Origin of the sequence: Streptomyces sp. NPDC058274 (assembly GCF_042881375.1) — a bacterium.
Classification (GTDB): domain Bacteria; phylum Actinomycetota; class Actinomycetes; order Streptomycetales; family Streptomycetaceae; genus Streptomyces.
On the sequence record NZ_JBHVXW010000017.1, the window covers coordinates 104,316 to 122,408 of the forward strand.

The following is an 18,093-nucleotide window of genomic DNA, read 5'->3' on the forward strand; positions in this document are numbered from 1 at the left end:
ATTGACTGGCTAAATCCCAAGCCGCCGCGACAGATCCGAGGTGAAGACGCCCCGCGGGTCCAACTGGGCCCGCAGCTCCCGGAATTCGCCCAGCCGGGGATACATCCCGTCCAGCAGCTCGGGCCGCAGCCGGGAGTCCTTGGCGAGGTAGACGCGGCCGCCGGCGCCGGCGACCTCGTCGTCGAGTTCGTCGAGGAAGGCGCCGAGGCCGGGCAGGTTGGCGGGGATGTCCAGGGCGAGGGTCCAGCCGGGCACGGGAAAGGACAGCCAGCCCGGGTCGCCGTCCCCGAACCGCTTGAGGACGGCGAGGAAGGACGGGCACCGGTGCCCGGAGATGCGCTCCACGATCCGCCGGAGGGCCTCTTCGTGGCCGTATCCGACGACGAACTGGTACTGCACGAATCCGCCGCGCCCGTAGACGCGGTTCCAGTGCGGAACCCCGTCGAGCGGATGGAAGAAGGTGGAGATCTTCTGCAGCTCGCCCGTGCGCGCGCGGGGCGCCTTCCGGTACCAGAGTTCGTTGAAGAGGCCCACGGTCGTCCGGCCGAGAAGTCCCTCCGGTACGAAGGAGGGCGCGGCCGGAAGCCTGCCGGGACGGAACTCCAGCGGGCGCCGGCGCGCGCGGGCGGGCAGCGCGGCCAGGGGCGTATGGTCGCCGCGCGTCAGCACCGAGCGACCCATGGCCGCGCCGCGGGCGAGCAGGTCGATCCAGGCGACGGAGTACCGGTAGCGGTGATCGGTGGCGGTGAGGCGGGCCATCAAGTCGTCGAGGTCGGCGGCGCGTTCGGTGTCGACGGACATCAGCGAGGTCTCGACGGGCTCGAGCCGCACGGTCGCCGTGAGGATCACTCCGGTCAGGCCCATGCCGCCGGTCGTGGCGTCGAAGAGGGGCGTGCCGCGGCGCACGGTACGGATCTCGCCGTCCGCGGTGAGCAGTTCGAAGGAGACGACGTGCCGGGAGAAGGACCCGGACACGTGGTGGTTCTTGCCGTGGATGTCGGCGCCGATCGCCCCGCCGACGGTGACATAGCGGGTCCCGGGCGTGACGGGCACGAACCAGCCGAGCGGGAGCAGGACTTCCATCAGCCGGTGCAGGCTCACCCCCGCGTCGCACAGGACGGTGCCGCCTGCGGAGCCGTCCGTCACGGCGGGCGTCGCGTCGATCACGTGGACGCGGTCCAGGCCCGTCATGTCGAGCACGGCCCCGCCCGCGTTCTGCGCGGCGTCCCCGTACGCCCGCCCGAGCCCCCGTGCGATGCCGCCGCGCGCCCCGCACTCCCGGACGGCGGCGACCGCCTCCTCGTAGCTGCGCGGGCGGACCAGACAGGCGGCGGTCGGGGCGGTGCGGCCCCAACCGGTGACGGAGACGGTGTGGGAAGGCATGCCCGTGACCGTATCGCCGGTAAGGGTGCATAACGTCCCCATCTCCCCGGTCCTCACGGGTCCTCACCGAAATGGGTGATTAATGGGATGTCGTCCAAGATTGCCGTAATTCTGGGCCCAGTACCTAGAAGAGTGAGATCACATGGACGACATTGACGACATGGGCCGTCGGGTTGACGAAATGGACCGTCGGATCGACGACATGGACCGTCGGCTGCTGTCGGCACTCCACGCGTGCGGGGCGGATCCGCGCGTGGCGGCCGTCGCGCGAGCCCTGTCGTGGACGGGGGAGCACGGCGCGCTGTGGCTCACGGCGGGGCTCGTCGGGGCCGCCGTCGACCGGGAGCGGCGCGGCCCCTGGCTGCGCGGCACGGCGCTGACCGCCACCGCGCACCTGACCAGCATGGGTGTGAAACGGCTGGTGCGCCGCCCTCGTCCAGGACACGTCCGGCCGCTGGTCCGCACCGCGGGCCGGCACTCCTTCCCCAGTTCGCACGCCACGTCGGCGGCGGCAGCGGCGGTCGCGTTCGGGGCGCTGGGCGTGCCCGCGGTGCTGCCGCTGGCCGCCGCGATGTGTGTGTCCCGGCTCGTCGTCGGCGTGCACTACCCCTCGGACGTCGCCGCGGGTGCGGCCCTGGGTGCCGTGACCGCCCGGCTGGGCGCCCGCTGGATGGGAGCCGCCCGATGACCGAGCGCACAGCGGTACTCGAACCCCGCAGCGCCACCCCGGCGGTGCCCCGACACGGCGGCGTCGCCCGCGGTCTGCTCAGGACCGCGCGCCCCCGCCAGTGGGTGAAGAACGTCCTGGTCGTGGCCGCCCCGGCGGCGGCGGGCCAGCTCTTCTCGCGCCATGCGCTGAGCCAACTCGCGCTCGTCTTCGTCCTGTTCACGGCCTGCGCCGCCGCCGTCTATCTGGTCAACGACGCGCGGGACGCCGAGGCCGACCGCGCCCATCCGGTCAAACGGCACCGCCCGGTCGCCGCGGGCCAGGTCCCCGTCCCGCTCGCCTACGCCGTCGGAGGCGCCCTCGCGGTGCTCGCCCCCGCCGTCGCCGCCTGGCTGTGCTCACCGTTCACCTCGGCCCTGCTGACCGCCTACCTCGGCATGCAACTGGCGTACTGCGTCAGCCTGAAGCACGTGCTGGTCGTCGACCTCGTGGTCGTCACCACCGGGTTCCTGATGCGCGCGATGATCGGCGGGCTGGCCCTCGGCATTCCGCTGTCGCGCTGGTTCCTGATCACCACGGGCTTCGGCGCGCTGTTCATGGTCTCCGCGAAGCGCTACTCCGAAGCCGTGCAGATGGCCGGAAAAGCGGGCGCCACGCGCGCGTTGCTCACCGAGTACACGACCGGCTACCTCCGCTTCGTCTGGCAACTGGCGGCCGGTGTCGCCGTGCTCGGCTACTGCCTGTGGGCCCTGGAGGAGGGCGGCGTGCCGAGCACCAGCGTGCTGCCGTGGCGGCAGCTGTCGGTGATCGCCTTCATCCTCGCGATCCTGCGGTACGCCGTCTTCGCCGACCGGGGCACGGCGGGCGAGCCCGAGGACGTGGTCCTGCGCGACCGCGCGCTCGCGGTGATCGGTGTGGTGTGGGTGGCGATGTACGCCCTCGCCGTGGCGAACTGGTGAGCCTCGCCCAATGGCCCACGGACGGCCCGCCGGCGAGCCCCACCGGGCCCCTCGCCCCGCGGCGGCCATCGAGCCCCACCGAGCCCCTCGCCAAGGGCCGGCCCCCGAGCCCCGCCGGACGGACACCGCTCGCCCGGGAGCTCCTCGGCTTCGCCGCCACCGGTGGCCTCGCGTACGCCGTCGACCTGGGGCTCTTCGTCTGGCTGCGCGGTCCCGTGGGCCTCGGCCCGCTGACCGCCAAGGCGCTCTCCTTCGTGGCAGGGTGCTCGGTGGCGTACGCGGGCAACGCGCTCGGGACGTACCGGCACACGGCGACGCGGGGCCTGCGGCAGTACGGGATCTTCTTCGCGGTGAACATCGCGGGCGCCCTCGTCCAGCTGCTGTGCCTCGCCGTCAGTCACTACGGCCTCGGCTTCACCTCGCAGCGCGCGGACACCGTGTCGGGAGCGGGAATCGGCATGGCGCTCGCCACCGTCCTGCGCTTTTGGGGTACACGGACATTGGTTTTCCGAGGCGAGGGCAGAGACGGATCATGGACTGGCTGAAGAAGCTCCCGGGGATCGGCCCGCTCGTCGCGCGGCTGATGGAGACGCACGCGTGGCGGTCGTACGAGCGGCTGGACCGGGTGAAGTGGACGCGGCTCGCCGCCGCGATGACGTTCATCAGTTTCGTGGCGCTCTTCCCGCTGCTCACGGTCGCCGCCGCGATCGCCGCCGCGACGCTCAGCTCCAGTCGCCAGCAGGAGCTCCAGGACAAGATCGCCGAGCAGATCCCCGGCATCTCCGACCAGCTCGACATCAGCGGCCTGGTCCAGAACGCGGGCACGGTCGGTGTCATCGCCGGTGCCCTGCTGCTGTTCACCGGCATCGGCTGGGTCGGCTCGATGCGGGAGTGCCTGCGCGCGGTGTGGGAGCGGGACGACTCGGACGAGAACCCCCTGCTGCGCAAGCTGAAGGACGGCGGGGTGCTCATCGGCCTGGGCGGGGCCGTCCTGATCACCATCGCCGCGTCCACCGTGGCCTCCGCCCTGGTGGGCTGGGCCGCCGACCAGCTCGGCCTCGACAAGGGCGGCTGGGGCAGCGCCCTGCTGCGCCTCGCCGCGTTCCTCGTCGCCGTACTCGCCGACTTCCTGCTGCTGCTGTACGTGCTGACCCTGCTGCCGGGCGTCGAGCCGGCCCGGCACCGGCTGCTGGTCGCCGCGCTGATCGGCGCCGTCGGATTCGAGCTGCTCAAGCTGCTGCTCAGCGGCTACATCCAGGGGGTCGCGGCGAAGAGCATGTACGGCGCCTTCGGGGTGCCCGTCGCGCTGCTGCTGTGGATCAACTTCACCTCGAAACTGGTGCTGTTCTGCGCCGCCTGGACGGCGACGCAGAGCTTCGAGGCGGAGGCCGGCCCGGACGTCAGCGACGCGTCCGGCGACGCACCAGATCCGGCACCGGCCACCGGCGGTTGACCAGGAAGACGCCCGCCGCGAGCAGCACCAGGAGCCCGCCCGTCACGGCCAGCGCGATCCCGATCCCGCTCGTACCGCCCTTGTCGGCGGAGGAGGCCGCCACCGGCTTGGTGGACTGGTCCCCGGCGGGGCCGGAGGCGGTCCCACCCGGCTGCGCCGTCGTGTCGGCGCCCTTCGGCGGCACCAGCTCGCCCACCGGCTCGACCTTGCCGGCCGCCTGGAAGCCCCAGTCGAAGAGGCGGGCGGTCTCCTTGTAGACCTCGTTGTGCTCGTCCTTCGCCGGGTTCATCACGGTGACCAGCAGGACCTTGCCGTTGCGCTCCGCGACGCCCGTGAAGGTGGCGCCCGCGTTGGACGTGTTGCCGTTCTTCACGCCCGCGATGCCCTGGTACGGCGTGACGTCGCTGTCACCGGCCAGCAGCCGGTTGGTGTTCTGGATCTCGAAGGACTCGCGGATCTCCTTGCCCTTCGTGTTCTTCGTCGTCTTTCCGGGGAACGTCGCCCGCACCGTCTTGCAGTACTCCCGGAAGTCCTTCTTCTGCATTCCCGAGCGGGCGATCAGCGTCAGGTCGTACGCCGACGAGACCTGACCCGCCTCGTCGTAGCCGTCCGGGGTGACCACGTGGGTGTCCAGGGCCTGGAGCTCGTCCGCGTGCGCCTGCATGTCCTGGACGGTGCGGTCGACGCCCTGGTTCATCGCGGACAGGACGTGCACGGCGTCGTTGCCGGAGCGCAGGAAGACGCCGAGCCACAGGTCGTGGACCGTGTACGTCTCGCCCTCCTTTATCCCGACCGTGCTGGAGCCGGTACCGATGCCCGCGAGGTCGGAGACCTCGACCTTGTGCTTCTGGTCCTTGGGGAACTTCGGCAGCACCGTGTCGGCGAAGAGCATCTTCAGGGTGCTCGCCGGGGGCAGCCGCCAGTGCGCGTTGTGCGCGGCCAGGACGTCGCCCGTCTCGGCGTCGGAGACGATCCAGGAGCGCGCGGTCACGTCCTTGGGGAGCACCGGGGCGCCGCTGCCGAGGTTGACCTGGGTCCCGGCCCGGCCGAGCCGGGCGCCGCCGACGGTCGACATGTTCGCCGGGGGTGTGGCCGAGGGGGGCGCCGTGGGGTCGGCCGTCGTCGTGGAGGTGGCCGTCGGGCTGGCCGTCGGGCTCGCGTCCGCGAAGGCGGGGGCCGCGGGGGAGAGCGACAGCGAGAACGACAGGAGGGCGGCGGAAGTGACCGGCAGGCGGCGCCTGGCGGTCTTTTTCGAGGCGGGCACGGTCGAGAAAGTACAGGGCTGCGAGCGGGAAGTCGCGCTGCCCTCCCCACCCCGGCCGCGGCGTCCGCTCGACGGCGGTGATACTGAACGCATGAAGCTCAGCCGCCCCGTCTCCTGGTTCCTGCTCGCCTTCGGGGTGTGGAGCTGGATCATCTGGATCACTTTCGTCAAAAATCTCGTCAAGGACGGCAGCGGGCTCGCCTTCGACGACGCCGGCGACCCCACGGCGTACTTCTGGGTGCATCTCACTCTGGCCGTCGTCTCCTTTGTCTTGGGGACGATCGTCGGGTGGATCGGGTTGCGCGGGCTGCGCGCATTGCGCCACGCGTCCTAAGGACGCATCCGTCGGGCATTTGCCACTAAAGGGACATCCAGGGCTGCGGGGGTTACGGCGTCATGGTCATCGTCTACGTGCTGATCGGGCTGGCCGTCCTGGCCGCGTTCGGGGCGCTGCACTGGTACGTGTGGCGCCGCCTGGTCCGCGACACGACGCGCGGGCCCGGACTCGGCCGCCGGGCCGGCACCGCGGCGATCGTCGCGGGACCCGTGCTGATGTTCGCCGCCGTGGCCACCGAACGCGCCGGGGCGCCCTTCTGGCTCCAGCAGGTGCTGGGCTGGCCCGGGTTCCTGTGGATGGCGCTCTCGCTCTACCTCCTGCTCGCGCTGGCGGCGGCCGAGCTCCTGCGGCCGCTGGTGCGACGGCTGACGGAGCGCGGGGCGACCGCTGCGGCCGTACGGGAGACGGTGCCGGTACCGGCGGGTGCCGCCGGCCGCCCCGAACCGGCGCACCGCGTCGCGCCCGAGGAATCCGAGGAGCCGCGGAAGACCGACGGTCCGTCCCGGCGGCTCTTCGTCTCCCGGGTCGTCGGCGGGGCCGCGGCCGCCGCCGCTGTGGGCACCGTCGGATACGGCGCCTACGGCGTCCTGCGCGGGCCCTCCGTCAAGCGCGTCACCGTGCCGCTGGCCAAGCTGCCGCGGTCCGCACACGGGTTCCGGATCGCGGTGGTCAGCGACATCCACCTCGGGCCGCTGCTCGGCCGGGACTTCTGCCAACGGGTCGTCGACACCATCAACGCGACCCAGCCCGACCTCATCGCGGTCGTCGGAGACCTCGTCGACGGCAGCGTCAAGGACCTCGGCCCGGCCGCCGCACCGCTCGCCCGGCTCTCCGCACGCCACGGCTCCTACTTCGTCACGGGCAACCACGAGTACTACTCCGGCGCCGAGCAATGGGTCCGCGAGGTACGGGAACTGGGTCTGCACCCGCTGGAGAACGCGCGGACCGAGCTGACCGGATTCGATCTGGCCGGGGTGAACGACGTACAGGGCGAGAGCGAGGGGCAGGGCCCCGACTTCGCCAAGGCGCTCGGCGACCGGGACCCGGCACGCGCGTGCGTGCTCCTCGCCCATCAGCCGGTCCAGATCCACGAGGCCGTCAGGCACGGCGTCGACCTCCAGCTGTCCGGCCACACCCACGGCGGCCAGCTCTGGCCCGGCAACTACGTCGCCGAGCTCGCCAACCCCACGGTCGCCGGCCTGGAGCGGTACGGCGACACCCAGCTGTACGTCTCACGCGGCGCCGGCGCCTGGGGCCCGCCGGTGCGCGTGGGCGCGCCGTCCGACATCACGGTCGTGGAACTGGCGTCCCGGGAGGCCTGAGCGCCGGCGGTGCAACCGGCGGAACGTGCGGGGTTCCTTGCGGCCCACGGGTCTCGTTCCACGAGGAGGCGCTGTCGAGGAAGGCGCGCACCATCGGGACGTTCAACGGAAAGATCCTCGACTCGGGCAGCAAGGACACGAGTTCACCCGGAGTGAACCAGGCGTGTCCGTCGGCCTCCGCCGTCTCCTGGAATTCCCCGGACACCTCGACGACGACACCGAGCCCGATGTGGTTCTGCGCGGAGTCGGTGACACAGATGAGTGGCTGCGATGTCGTCAGGACCGACGTCTCGACACCCGAAGCGGCGCCACTCTCACCGCCGGCCAGGAACCTCGTGACGGTGAGCCCCGTCTCTTCCCGGAGTTCCCGGTGGACCGCGTCGGAGAGCGTTTCGTTCGCCTCCACCTTGCCTTGCGGGAGTTCCAGGTATCCGTTGTACGGCGTGTCGTCGTCCGGCTTCGCCCGTGACTGCAGGAGCAACTCGTAGCCCTCGCAGGCGCGGGCTCGCACGGCGAGGATGCAGACGACCGGCCGCTGAAGCGCCCGTGGCATTCCCTGCTCGCTTTCCGTCGGATGTGTGTCCGGCAGACAGCCCTGCCGGTGTGGCGGGCCGGCCACAGCCTGCCGGGCAGCGGCCTATCCCCCCTCCCGCCGGTGCCAGCCGTTGAGGTGCAGCACCCCGTCCAAGGGGCTGCGCCGTGCCGGGCTGAACTCGGTGCCCAGGGTGTACGCGGTGGGTATCAGGGCCGCCTGGCGGACGCCCTGCGGTATGCCGAGCAGGTCCGCCACCTCCTCCTCGGCCATGAGGTGGGTGGTCGTCCACGCGGTGCCGAGTCCACGGCTGCGGGCGGCGAGCATGTAGCTCCACACCGCCGGCAGGAGCCCCGCCCAGGCGCTGGCCTGGCTCCCGGCCGGAAGGTTCCCGTCCCTGAGTTCGAGACACGGAATGACGTGCACGGGCACGTCTTCCATATGCAGCGCGAGGTGCCCCGCGCTCCGCTCCAAAGGAGTCGTCGGCTCATCGCTCCTGCGGTCGACGACCCCCGGATACCGCTGCTCGAAGCAGCGACGGTAGATGCTGCCCACTTTCCGGCGCAGCGCACGGTCGGTCACGACGACCCATTGCTGCCGGTCGCCTCCGGCGGGTGCCTGCAGCGCAGTGTCCAGGCACGCTCTGATCACGTCCAACCCGACCGGCCGCGCCAGATCGAGGCGGCGCCTGACGGCGCGGGTCGTCGTGAGTGCTTCCTCTACGTTCATCAGCTCTCCCTGTCTGTCCGTGAGGATCTGTCCGTGAGGCGTCGGCAGGGCTCGGGCATGCGGCCCGGCCCACGCCGGCACGACGCGCCGCGGACCTCCGGGACGGTGAGCGGCTCGTCACGGGTGCCGCAGGAGCGGGTGGGCCACGAACAGGGCGGCGACGAAGAGCCCGCCGTACAGCCAGGCCAGAAAGCCCATCGCGGGCAGCGGTGGCCAGGTGGGCCTGCGGAGTGTCACGAACTGCTCCGCGCCCTGCCAGACGAAAGCCGCGGCGGAAACGGGCGCCCACGCGGCGAAGGCGGCGACGCCGTGGACGGTCCACGGTTCGACGACGGCCATGACCGTGGCCACGGCCATGACGGGCATGGCCAGCGTCAGCAGGACAGACCCCCGGCACCCCACGACGTTCGAGTAGAGCGCGGCGCCGGGCCTTGGCGAGCGGCCGGTCTTGCGCGCGAACTCGAAGTGCAGGAAGACACTCGCGCCCAGCGCCGTCGCCAGCAGCGCGGTCCACACCGGAAGGGCCGGGCCCGTGTGCGCGCAGGCGAGCCAGATGTGCACGCTGAGCAGGACCTGGACCGGATACGTCACGGCAAGGTTCCGGAACATGCTGTCGCGCAGGGTCCGCGACCAGCGCTCCAGCTGGACCAGAAAACAGTCGTAGGCCAGGAACAGGAGGATCAGCCCGAGCAGCAGCGGTGACCGCCACGCGTTGAGGACGGTCTCCGCCGCCACGATGAACACCATCGTGGCGCGCAGCTCGACGACGCTGACGGCCCCTCGCGGCAGCGGGCGTTCGGGGTTGTGCTCCGTGTCGTAGGCGAGGTCCTTCTGCTCGTCCACGATGCGGGCGAAGACGAGGGCGAGATACACGGACAGGATCTCGGTGAGTGTGCGCGTGCCGAGGATCCAGCGGGTGCCCGGCGGTGCGGCCAGCGCGACGACCGACTGGAGGCCGAGCACCCAGGTGACGGCGTAGGTGAGGTAGACGCGGGCGGGCGCACGCTCGACGACGAACTGCCGCAGGCGCTCGGGCGTGGAGAAGGCAGCGGGGCTCAGGGTGCCGGTCATGCGTCGCCCTCCTCCAGCAGCCGCACCGTTCCCGTGGCGCCGTTGATCTCGATGGACGCCCCGTCGCTGATCCTGGATGTCGCGTGGGGGACCGCGACGACCGTGGGGATACCGAACTTGCGCCCCGTGATCGCGGTGTGGGAGAGCATCGTGCCCCGCTCGACGACGATCCCCTTGACGGCGAGCATCAAAAAGATCCAGCCGGGGTCGGTCTCGCGGGCGATGAGAATGGAATCGGCGTCCAGGTCCACCGGCTGGTGCGGGTCGAGAACCACACGGGCCGTGCCCCGTACGACTCCGCCGCTGGAGCCGAGCCCCCGCAGGGTGAGCTCCCCGCTGCCGGGCGTGGTGAGGACGGGCAGCGAGTCCCGTACCGCGCCGTGCGTGGCGAAGTTCATGGGCAGTTCGGCGGTGTGCCGCTCGTACTCGGCACGCCGGACGCGTGCGAGGCCCTTCAGGTCGGCGGTGACGCCTGTGCCGTCGAAGAACCCGAGTATCTCGTCCTGCTGGAGATGGAAGATGTCGTCCACCGCGTCCAGGTCCCCGCGCGCGACGAGTTCCTCGCTCAGCCTGCCGAACACGTCCTTCGCGAAGCTGTACAGCTCGCTTCGGGCGTACCGGGAGTTCTCCCGGAAGGCCACGTATCTCCGTTGTGACTCCAGCAGCCCGCGCAGGAGACGGCGCCGGACCGGCTTGCCCGCCAGGAGGCGGTCGAGCCGGATCTCGGCCTGCCGCCGGATCTCCCTCTCCCGTTCCCTGAGCTCTCCGGAGGTGACGCCGGCCGCGGCGTACTTGCCTATGATCGCCAGAAGTTGGGAGGGCTGCTGGCGAGGGCCGGGCACTTCCAGCTTGAGCTCCTGCAGTCCCCTGTCGCCGTACGCCTGCAGGTGCTCGCGGACCTGACCGAGGAACTCCCCGCCGTACGCGCCCTGTTCCAGCCGCGACCACACCTCACCGGGGGACTCGTCCGCGAGATCCTTCAGGAAGGCCGGGTTTCCCCTGGCCTGTTCGGCGAGGTCCAGCGTCGACATCAGGATGGCGACGCTGGTGTTCTCCTCGTCCCCGCACAGCAGATCACTGTGCAGACCGGTGTCCGCGTCGGGCAGCCAGCGCGCGAACAGGGCCGAGCTCACGTCCGTGGTCGTCTGGAGAAAGAAGTCGTTCATCAGGGTGAGGCCCCAGCCGGCCCGCACCTGCGCCCACAGACTCCGCATGAGCCGCACCAGCTCGAAGGTGTCGGCGCCGACCGCCGCCGCACGGTGCCGGCGGATCGTGGTCGCCCACCACTGGCCGAACCGGTCCGCGAGACGGGCGTGCCGCACACGCAGCGATGCCAGGCGCAGAATCGCCGGGGCGCAGGCCAGGAGGTCACGCGGACCGCGGCCGAAGATGTCCGGCTGCGCGTCGTGGACCGACGGGGACATGCCCATCATCCGCTGCCAGCTCGGCCGCCAGGCGGGAAACAGCGGGGACATTCTGTGGAGCCGGTACCAGGAGTCCAGGGCGTAGTAGACCCTGCCGTTGAGCAGACCGATCATGTTCCGGAGGTCCGACTCGTGCTGCTCGATCTCCTTGGCGGGCACACCAAGCAGGTGGTAAAGGCCGCGAAAGTCCTCGAGATAGAACTGCTGGGCGAACGAATACGTCAGGGCCGTGGTGACGCCGGGAAAGCTCTCCGTGATGTTCGCGTTGCTCCACAGGCGCTGACGCTTCCTGTCGAAGACGATGGGCCGGGACTGCAGCAGGTACACCGTCCCGTCGGCGGTGATGGTGCCCTCGACGTCCTGCGGGCTGCCGAACAGCGCCTCCGCCCGGTCGCCCAGCGCGGCGATGCTCCGCACTTCCTCCTCGGAGAGCGCGGGCCGGCCCGCGCTCTCCGCCTCGACGGGCACCAGCACCGGATCGAGGCCCTCACCGCCGGGGTCCTCCGCCATGCGCTCCGTCTTGTCGACCGTGGTCGCGGTGACCTCCCCGGTGCCCCTGTCCAGGAAGTAGTGGTCGACGGGGACTTTCTCCTTCACCACGCCTTCGCCGATGCCGAGACCGGCCGCCACGACCGTGTCCCGTGTGCCGGACTGCGGGTTGCAGGTGAAGACGACGAACGAGCGCCGCCCCGGGATCAACTGCTGGACCCCCACGCTGACCGCGGCGTCCATGGGCGTCTCGCCGCGCATCCTGCGGTAGACGAGGGCCTGCATCCCGAAGGCGGAAGCCCAGCAGCGCCGTACGCGGTCCATCACCTGGTGCCGCGAGACGTACAGGAAGCTGTCGCTGATCCCCGCCATGGCGTCGTCGGCGGAGTCCTCGCTCCCGCTGCCCGACGCTCCCACCATCGAGGAACGCACCGACACCGTCGCGTCCGGTCCGAACGTCGCGTCGAAGGCGGCGAGCACATCGGCCTCGACCTCGGGCGGCAGGGCGGCGTCCAGGAACAACTGGCGTATCTTCTCCGCGCCCGAGGCAAGAGAGTCGGGGTTCTCGTGGTCCAGATCGTCGAGAGCGGACTGCAGTTGATCGCCGACCAGCTCACGTACCCGCAGAAAAGCGTCCTGTGAAATGCAGAAGAAATGAGGTACCGGCAGCCCTGCGGATACCATGTCGGCCTGGCGAGAGAACTTGGGTCCCACGGCACTCTCTTTGTGAAGAGCAGCGCCGGTAAGAATGCAACTCTTTTTCATTTCCTCACCAAACGAAAGGGATGAGCCTTTTACGGCCGGCGGCGAATTCTGCGTATCCGTCGAGCCGGAACAGCATGCGTTCCTCGACCAGAATCCGGACCACCAGCGTGGGCAGCAGGAACACCACCAGGGCCCCGGCGCTGAACGGATTGAGGAAGAAGGAGACGAAGGCCACGTGAGCCAGCGCCATGCCGGTGTAGGCGGGATGGCGCAGGAAGCGGTAGGGCCCGCCCTGGACGAGTTCGTGGTCGCCCACCATGCGCACACGGTGTGAGTAGAAGCGGCCCAGCGTGCGGATGGCCCACAGCCTGAGGAGCACCGCGCCCACGAACACCACGACTGCCGCGGCCATCCAGGGGCGGTAGCTTCCCCAGTCGTCCGGCACCAGGAGAGCGGTGCTCAGCGTCAGGAGACGGGCTGTCGCGTAGACGTGCACCGTGCCCCGGTCCGTCACGGTTTCCGAGCTCTTCGAGCTCTGCACGGTGGTGTACGACTCGACCAGCAGCCAGGCCAGATAGCACGCGACGAGAACGGATCCGGTCACGTGCAGGGGGTCCGGCCACTGCAGGACCTGGAGCACGAGGGCAGCGGTGACGATCACGAGCGCTGCGGAGAGAAGAACGAGGGGAAGACGGCGAGCGAGCCAGGACATGGTGAGACTCCGATGTGGCCTTTGTCGTGATGCTGCTGTTCCGGGGAGGCGGCAGGGGTCGCCGGAGGAGCGTCCGCCCGGTGCGGAGTCCGCTACGCGGGCAAGTGGCTCCGCGACGCATGGCCGACGCCGGACTCCGCGGGATCCTGCGCGTCGCCGCCTTCGATGTCCCGGGTTTCCGCCGCCACCCGTTTGAGGGTTTCGGTGATCTGCCGGTCCTCGAGCCGCTTCAGGGAATCGGCAGGGAATGCCGAGAACGAGATCTCGTGCACGGCGGAGCACTCTCCGGCCTGGACTATTTCGCAGTGAATCTTGAAGCGCAGCGTTCCTGACCGTGTGCGGACCGGCGGGAACATCTTCAGTACCAACTCCGCGTGCAGCGGAACAAGAAAGCGCCGGAACTGGACATTCCAGTCGTGGATGGTGAAACGCCGGCTCGGTTCACCGGCCGGGATGAAATACCGCTCGGCCACGGCCAGCCCCATCTGACGGGCCGCCTCCATCAGAACCATTCCGGAGACATGGTCTCCATTGCCGTGGTCCAGAATCATCTCGTTGGAGTCGTTCACCCGCAGGGCAGCCGTATAGGTGCCGTCGCCGGACTCCCGAAGGTCGGCGATCAGTACGTTCTCCGCACGCGTCTTATGGGTCTCCGCGCGTCCCGCGAACGGCAGGACGGGAAGCTGGTGCAGGCGGGCGCCGGTGAAGTCGTGACGGGCCAGGAGCCGGCGGAGGTATTCGGCCTCGTGGTCGCCGATGCCCTGCCCGGCCATCAGAAAGGGCAGTCCGTCCTTGAAGTGGTCCGTCTTGAGGAGTTCGGCGAACCGGGACAGACCCATGAGGTCCTCCCGGGGCGAAGATCCTGACAGGTGATCTCCCACTATGAAAAGGACATTCTCCGTCATTTTTTCCTCTCTGATGCGCCTTCGCCTGGTGAGGGGGCAGAATTTTCTGTGGTGTTTTCAGCGGTATTTGCCGCGGTGTTTTCCACGCCCCGTCCGCCCGTCGCCGGCGCAGCCCTGCCCGGCCATTGCGAGATCCGCAGCCATGCTCCTCACACAGCGAAACCCGATCACCGGCACTCGGCGAAATATGTGATCTGGCGACTGTGGCACACCGGTCCGCGGGTGGCCAATAAGGGTTTCCAGCGTCGCCGATAAGGAATCCCTATGCGACTTGCGTGGACAGGCGTGCCCTGCTCGCCGAGACTCTCAAAGGTGATACCCGGCGGGCAGGAAAGGAGCCAATAGGAGGTCTCTGTCGGAAAGAATGCCGCCCTGCGGCGTTTTGTGAACCCCGTGGTCGTTTCACGGCCGCCGGCGCAGCCGAGTCCGCCAAGACCGACCCGTAAGCCATCGGTGCCTGCCCGGGCGACGGTGCCTGCCCGGGCGACGATTCACACTGGAACAGAAGGCGGTGCAGCACCGCCCACCGACTGAGGAGTGTCCTTGTACAAGCGCCGTGTCGCCGTCTCCCGCCCCGGCCGGGGTCGTCTGCGCTGGGCGCTGGCCGGTCACGCCGTACGTCTGCTTCCCGACGCGGTGCTGCGCCGCGCCGCCCGCCGCGGAGCAGGGGCCAGTACGGCCAAGGCGCCGCCCTTCGCCGATTTCGTGCGCTTCCTGGAAGCGGCCGGGCCCGCCGCCGGCATTCTCATGGGCGAACTCGATCCCGCCGGGCCGGTGAGCCGGTCCCCGGAGCTGGACGCCGTAACCGTGCGTCCTCTGCGGCTGGGCCCCCACCAGGTACCTGCCCGCCTCTACCGCGCCGCCGGGCTCCCGGCCCGCGCGGCGCTGGTCTGGGTCTCCGGGGGCGCGTTCGTCGCGGGCGGCCTCGACATGCCCGAGTCGGACTGGGTCGCCCGCACTCTCGCGGCCGGCGGCACCCCCGTACTGGCCCTCGACTACCGCAAAGCACTCAACGGTCTGCGCCACCCCGCCCCCGGCGAAGACGTCCTCACCGGCTGGCACTGGGCGGTGGAACACAGCGCCGAGAGTCTCGGCGTGCCGCCCGAACGGCTTCACCTCGGCGGTGCGAGTGCGGGCGGCAACCTCGCCGCCGCCGCCGCGCGTGTGCTGCTCGACACCGGCGGACCGCTGCCCGCCTCACTGCTGCTGGCCTACCCCCTGGTGCACGGCCGGCTGCCGGAATGGGACCCTCGCGCCCTCGCCGCCGTACGCGAGGCCACGCAGGACGCCTGCCTCCCGCTCGACTGGATAGCGGACATGTGCGTCAACTACGCGGGCCCCGACCATCTCCTCGACCCGCACGCCTTCGCCGGCGAAGGCACGCCTCCCGAGGACCACCCCCCGACACTCATCCTCGCCTGCGAGAACGACACGCTGCGCACGTCCGCCGAGCGATTCGCGGAGCAGCTCGAAGCAGCCGGCGTCACCGCCGTCCTGCACCAACTCGACGGTGCGGCCCACCGTTCCCTCGACCGGCCGACCGAGCCCGACGGGCAGCAGGCCGTCGACCACCTGGCCACCTGGCTCGCGCGCGCATGAACCTCCTGCGATCCGGTACGGCGCCGAGCCGTGCGCACGCGAAAGCGGTGCCGGTGAGCGCGGATCGCGCAGGTGGTCAGGGCCGGTGCGCGATGACCAGCCAGGCGCGCGAGTCGAACCAGACGCCGTCGCCGGTGTCGTGCGCGTCGAGAGTCGCGCGAAGCCGGTCGAGCGCGCGCTCGGCGGACGCGGCATCCAGACCGGTCACCCACTCCTTCGCCATGCCCAGCTGAAGTACGGCAGCACGCGCGAGCTCGGCGTCCGGGCCGTAGCAGACGGGCACGCGTACGTCGACGACGTCCACCTAGGCGTGTCCCGCCCCCGTGTCCCGCCGCGCGCGGACCGTTCGCGCCGGCAGGGTCACCGTCACCGACAGCCCCTCGCCCGGTGCCGTGCGCACCGCCACCTCGCCGCCGTGGGCCGTCACCACACCCAGCACGATGGCCATGCCGAGGCCGCTGCCCGCGCCGCTGCCCGCGCGGAAGAAGCGGTCGAAGATGCGGGCCGCGTCGTCCTCGGCCAGCCCCGGTCCCTCGTCCGCGACACACAGCCGTACGACTCCGCCCGCGCGCTCCAGACCGAGCCGCACCGGCACATCGGCGGGCGTGTGCGTGCGTACGTTGGTCACGAGGTTGCCGAGGATCTGGCGCAGGCCCGACTCGTCCGCGTCCACCAGGAGCGTGCCGTCGGCGTGCACGGTCACCGGGCGGCCCGGCTGCTGGGCCCGCAGATCCGCGGCAGCGTCCCGCACCAGCGCGCTCAAGTCGACGCTTTTGAAGCGGAGTTCGGGCCGCTGGTCCAGACGGGCCAGGATGAGGAGTTCGTCGACCAGCCGGCCCATGCGGTCCGCCTCGGCGTTCATCCGCTCCCAGGCCCGCTTGCGTTCGGCCGGTTCGCGCAGCATGCCCTTGTCGTAGAGCTGGAGGTAGCCACGGATCGCCGACAGCGGGGTGCGCAGCTCGTGGGAGGCGTCCCCGACGAAGCGGCGCAGCTGAGCCGCGCTGCGCTCGCGGGTCCGGTGGGCCGACTCGACCTGCTGGAGCATGGAGTTGAGGGCCAGCCGCAGCTGCTCGACCTCCTGGGTGGGGTGGTGGCTGGAGGGGACACGGCGGGTCAGGTCCCCCTCGGCGATGGCCGACGAGGTCTCCACCATGTCCTCCAGCGGCCGCATCCGGCGGCGCACGCTGAACATCGTCAGGACCGCGAGCAGCGCCAGCAGCAGGTTGCCGATGGCCAGGTCGAGTTTGAGGGCCTCGGCGATGCCCTTGTGCAGCGCGTCCGTCGAGCTGGCGAGCAGGAGGTACGGGCCGTCCGCGAGCCGGATCGCGGTCACCCGGTAGGGGGCGCCGCGCACGGTGACGTCGTGGGGTTCCGGGTCCGTGGCGAGGGCCCGCGCGTCGTCCACGGCGGCGGCCAGGGCCCGCTGGCTGTTCGTCGGCGTGACGCCGCCCATGGAGACGGCCTTTCCGTCGGCGTCGACCATGGTGAAGATCGAGGCCGGCTTGGGCGACCCGTCCGTGGGCGGCACGAACCGGTCGCGGACGACGGCCAGCGTGGTCAGCGAGTCGATCTGCCGCAGGGTGAGCCCTGAACTGCTCAGTGAGTTGCGCGTCTTGAGCAGCCCGGCGTCGACCTGGCCGAGCAGATAGTGCCGCATGCCCATCAGGCTCACGGCCGTCGCCACGATGATGCCCAGGGCCAGCAGCCCCACGTTCGCCAGCGTGAGCTGGCCGCGCAGGGAGTGGATGCCGTGCCGGCGGCGCGGGTGCCGGACGCTCATGCGAGTCCGTATCCGACGCCCCGCCGGGTGGTGATCACGGGGGCGCCCAGGGTGTCCAGCTTGCGGCGCAGATAGCTGATGTAGGTCTCCACGACGGTCGACTCGGGCGGGGTGTGCTCGTACTGCCAGACGTGGCGCAGGAGTTGCTCCTTGGGCACGATCCGGCCGCCGTTGCGCACCAGGAAGCGCAGCAGCGCGTACTCGGTCGGGGTGAGCTCCACACTGCGGCCCGCGCGGTGGACGCAGTACGTCGTCTCGTCCAGCTCCAGATCGCCGTAACGCAACGGCGGGAGCTGCGGCAGGACGTCGGCGACGCGGGTGCGGCGCAGCACGGCCGTGATCCGGGCGACGACCTCGTCGATGTTGAACGGCTTGGTGATGTAGTCGTCGCCGAAGCCGAGCGCGCCGACGATCTCGGCGGGCGCGTCCCGCGCGGTGAGGAAGACCAGCGCCAAGTCGGGCCGCCGGGCGCGCAGTTCGCGGCCGAGCGCGCGGCCGTCGCCGTCCGGGAGCATCACGTCGAGCAGCGCCGCGTCCGGGCGGGTGCGCTCGGCGAGGGCGAGCGCCTCGCGGACGGTGCCCGCGGTCATCACCGCGAACCGGTGGTAGCGCAGGGCGATGGCGAGCACGTCCGCGATGCTCGGCTCGTCCTCGACGACGAGGACGGTGGCCCCCTCGTGGCCCGCCGGGGGCGCCCCTTCGTGACCGGTCATGTGCCCAGTATCCGCACACCTGTCGGTGCTGCGGGCGGCTGTCGCTTTG

Annotated in this window: 18 protein-coding genes; 7 read left to right on the forward strand and 11 right to left on the reverse strand. The window is 70.7% G+C overall.

The annotated features are described in order from the left end of the window. Positions 1–9: 9 nt before the first annotated feature. The gene (locus tag ACFVYF_RS28105) at positions 10–1,383 is read right to left on the reverse strand and encodes an FAD-binding protein (RefSeq protein WP_389459761.1); all 1,374 of its coding nucleotides are present in this window, start codon (positions 1,381–1,383) and stop codon (positions 10–12) included. Between the two features lie 142 nt (positions 1,384–1,525). Here ACFVYF_RS28105 and ACFVYF_RS28110 point away from each other — a divergent pair, with 142 nt between their 5' ends. The 4 genes from ACFVYF_RS28110 to ACFVYF_RS28125 are packed head-to-tail and all read left to right on the forward strand — an operon-like array spanning position 1,526 to position 4,462. Beyond that, positions 1,526–2,071: a phosphatase PAP2 family protein gene (locus ACFVYF_RS28110; RefSeq protein ID WP_389459763.1), complete on the forward strand. Its 546-nt coding sequence runs from the start codon at positions 1,526–1,528 to the stop codon at positions 2,069–2,071. Further along, positions 2,068–3,009 (forward strand): decaprenyl-phosphate phosphoribosyltransferase, encoded by a 942-nt coding sequence (locus tag ACFVYF_RS28115; protein WP_389459765.1) that lies wholly within the window; start codon positions 2,068–2,070, stop codon positions 3,007–3,009. The genes ACFVYF_RS28110 and ACFVYF_RS28115 overlap by 4 nt, the downstream gene beginning before the upstream one ends. Further along, on the forward strand, positions 3,006–3,554 hold the full coding sequence (locus tag ACFVYF_RS28120) for a GtrA family protein (protein WP_389459766.1): 549 nt from the start codon (positions 3,006–3,008) through the stop codon (positions 3,552–3,554). The genes ACFVYF_RS28115 and ACFVYF_RS28120 overlap by 4 nt, the downstream gene beginning before the upstream one ends. Next, positions 3,542–4,462 (forward strand): YihY/virulence factor BrkB family protein, encoded by a 921-nt coding sequence (locus tag ACFVYF_RS28125; RefSeq protein ID WP_389459768.1) that lies wholly within the window; start codon positions 3,542–3,544, stop codon positions 4,460–4,462. The genes ACFVYF_RS28120 and ACFVYF_RS28125 overlap by 13 nt, the downstream gene beginning before the upstream one ends. Here ACFVYF_RS28125 and ACFVYF_RS28130 read toward each other — a convergent pair. Continuing rightward, positions 4,410–5,726 carry a D-alanyl-D-alanine carboxypeptidase family protein gene (locus tag ACFVYF_RS28130; RefSeq protein WP_389459769.1) on the reverse strand — a complete coding sequence of 439 codons (1,317 nt, stop codon included), beginning with the start codon at positions 5,724–5,726 and terminating at the stop codon, positions 4,410–4,412. The genes ACFVYF_RS28125 and ACFVYF_RS28130 overlap by 53 nt on opposite strands. 91 nt (positions 5,727–5,817) lie before the next feature. On the opposite strand from ACFVYF_RS28130, the gene ACFVYF_RS28135 reads away from it, so the two are divergent. Together ACFVYF_RS28135 and ACFVYF_RS28140 are read left to right on the forward strand one after the other, a co-directional pair. After that, entirely contained in the window at positions 5,818–6,060 is a 243-nt protein-coding gene (locus ACFVYF_RS28135; RefSeq protein ID WP_389459771.1) for an SCO4848 family membrane protein, read from the forward strand. A 62-nt stretch (positions 6,061–6,122) separates the two neighbouring features. Next, on the forward strand, positions 6,123–7,385 hold the full coding sequence (locus ACFVYF_RS28140) for a metallophosphoesterase (RefSeq protein WP_389459772.1): 1,263 nt from the start codon (positions 6,123–6,125) through the stop codon (positions 7,383–7,385). On the opposite strand, the gene ACFVYF_RS28145 is transcribed toward ACFVYF_RS28140, so the two are convergent. From ACFVYF_RS28145 to ACFVYF_RS28170, 6 genes are all read right to left on the reverse strand, one after another. Then, complete coding sequence (locus tag ACFVYF_RS28145; RefSeq protein WP_389459774.1) at positions 7,351–7,938, reverse strand: NUDIX hydrolase; 588 nt, start codon at positions 7,936–7,938, stop codon at positions 7,351–7,353. The two genes, ACFVYF_RS28140 and ACFVYF_RS28145, sit on opposite strands and share 35 nt — an antisense overlap. Before the next feature lie 84 nt (positions 7,939–8,022). Next, positions 8,023–8,646, reverse strand: a complete 624-nt coding sequence (locus ACFVYF_RS28150; RefSeq protein WP_389459776.1) for a nitroreductase family protein — start codon at positions 8,644–8,646, stop codon at positions 8,023–8,025. Between the two features lie 117 nt (positions 8,647–8,763). Further along, positions 8,764–9,717: a hypothetical protein gene (locus tag ACFVYF_RS28155; RefSeq protein ID WP_389459778.1), complete on the reverse strand. Its 954-nt coding sequence runs from the start codon at positions 9,715–9,717 to the stop codon at positions 8,764–8,766. Then, positions 9,714–12,395, reverse strand: a complete 2,682-nt coding sequence (locus tag ACFVYF_RS28160; RefSeq protein ID WP_389459780.1) for a PEP/pyruvate-binding domain-containing protein — start codon at positions 12,393–12,395, stop codon at positions 9,714–9,716. Before ACFVYF_RS28160 ends, ACFVYF_RS28155 begins: the two co-directional genes overlap by 4 nt. 4 nt (positions 12,396–12,399) lie before the next feature. Then, the gene (locus tag ACFVYF_RS28165; protein WP_389459781.1) at positions 12,400–13,047 is read right to left on the reverse strand and encodes a methyltransferase family protein; all 648 of its coding nucleotides are present in this window, start codon (positions 13,045–13,047) and stop codon (positions 12,400–12,402) included. A gap of 92 nt (positions 13,048–13,139) precedes the next feature. Then, positions 13,140–13,886 (reverse strand): AfsA-related hotdog domain-containing protein, encoded by a 747-nt coding sequence (locus ACFVYF_RS28170; RefSeq protein WP_389459783.1) that lies wholly within the window; start codon positions 13,884–13,886, stop codon positions 13,140–13,142. A gap of 609 nt (positions 13,887–14,495) precedes the next feature. On the opposite strand from ACFVYF_RS28170, the gene ACFVYF_RS28175 reads away from it, so the two are divergent. Beyond that, positions 14,496–15,551, forward strand: coding sequence for an alpha/beta hydrolase (locus ACFVYF_RS28175; RefSeq protein WP_389459784.1), 1,056 nt, complete (start codon positions 14,496–14,498; stop codon positions 15,549–15,551). A 76-nt stretch (positions 15,552–15,627) separates the two neighbouring features. Here the strand turns inward: ACFVYF_RS28175 and ACFVYF_RS28180 are convergent, their stop codons facing one another. Genes ACFVYF_RS28180 through ACFVYF_RS28190 form a run of 3 tightly spaced genes read right to left on the reverse strand, consistent with a single transcriptional unit; the run spans position 15,628 to position 18,044 of the window. Next, entirely contained in the window at positions 15,628–15,855 is a 228-nt protein-coding gene (locus ACFVYF_RS28180) for a hypothetical protein (RefSeq protein ID WP_389459785.1), read from the reverse strand. After that, a complete protein-coding gene (locus ACFVYF_RS28185) occupies positions 15,856–17,331 on the reverse strand; it encodes an ATP-binding protein (RefSeq protein ID WP_389459786.1) in 1,476 nt (491 codons plus the stop codon). Beyond that, positions 17,328–18,044 carry a response regulator transcription factor gene (locus ACFVYF_RS28190; RefSeq protein WP_389459788.1) on the reverse strand — a complete coding sequence of 239 codons (717 nt, stop codon included), beginning with the start codon at positions 18,042–18,044 and terminating at the stop codon, positions 17,328–17,330. The genes ACFVYF_RS28185 and ACFVYF_RS28190 overlap by 4 nt, the downstream gene beginning before the upstream one ends. Positions 18,045–18,093: the final 49 nt, after the last annotated feature.

Bases quoted from the DNA above. Each gene is read 5' to 3' on its own strand.
- ACFVYF_RS28105 (WP_389459761.1), bottom strand. From the start codon at position 1,383: ATGCCTTCCCACACCGTCTCCGTCACCGGTTGGGGCCGCACCGCCCCG.
- ACFVYF_RS28110 (WP_389459763.1), top strand. From the start codon at position 1,526: ATGGACGACATTGACGACATGGGCCGTCGGGTTGACGAAATGGACCGT.
- ACFVYF_RS28115 (WP_389459765.1), top strand. From the start codon at position 2,068: ATGACCGAGCGCACAGCGGTACTCGAACCCCGCAGCGCCACCCCGGCG.
- ACFVYF_RS28125 (WP_389459768.1), top strand. From the start codon at position 3,542: ATGGACTGGCTGAAGAAGCTCCCGGGGATCGGCCCGCTCGTCGCGCGG.
- ACFVYF_RS28135 (WP_389459771.1), top strand. From the start codon at position 5,818: ATGAAGCTCAGCCGCCCCGTCTCCTGGTTCCTGCTCGCCTTCGGGGTG.
- ACFVYF_RS28140 (WP_389459772.1), top strand. From the start codon at position 6,123: ATGGTCATCGTCTACGTGCTGATCGGGCTGGCCGTCCTGGCCGCGTTC.
- ACFVYF_RS28145 (WP_389459774.1), bottom strand. From the start codon at position 7,938: ATGCCACGGGCGCTTCAGCGGCCGGTCGTCTGCATCCTCGCCGTGCGA.
- ACFVYF_RS28150 (WP_389459776.1), bottom strand. From the start codon at position 8,646: ATGAACGTAGAGGAAGCACTCACGACGACCCGCGCCGTCAGGCGCCGC.
- ACFVYF_RS28155 (WP_389459778.1), bottom strand. From the start codon at position 9,717: ATGACCGGCACCCTGAGCCCCGCTGCCTTCTCCACGCCCGAGCGCCTG.
- ACFVYF_RS28160 (WP_389459780.1), bottom strand. From the start codon at position 12,395: ATGAAAAAGAGTTGCATTCTTACCGGCGCTGCTCTTCACAAAGAGAGT.
- ACFVYF_RS28165 (WP_389459781.1), bottom strand. From the start codon at position 13,047: ATGTCCTGGCTCGCTCGCCGTCTTCCCCTCGTTCTTCTCTCCGCAGCG.
- ACFVYF_RS28170 (WP_389459783.1), bottom strand. From the start codon at position 13,886: ATGGGTCTGTCCCGGTTCGCCGAACTCCTCAAGACGGACCACTTCAAG.
- ACFVYF_RS28185 (WP_389459786.1), bottom strand. From the start codon at position 17,331: ATGAGCGTCCGGCACCCGCGCCGCCGGCACGGCATCCACTCCCTGCGC.
- ACFVYF_RS28190 (WP_389459788.1), bottom strand. From the start codon at position 18,044: ATGACCGGTCACGAAGGGGCGCCCCCGGCGGGCCACGAGGGGGCCACC.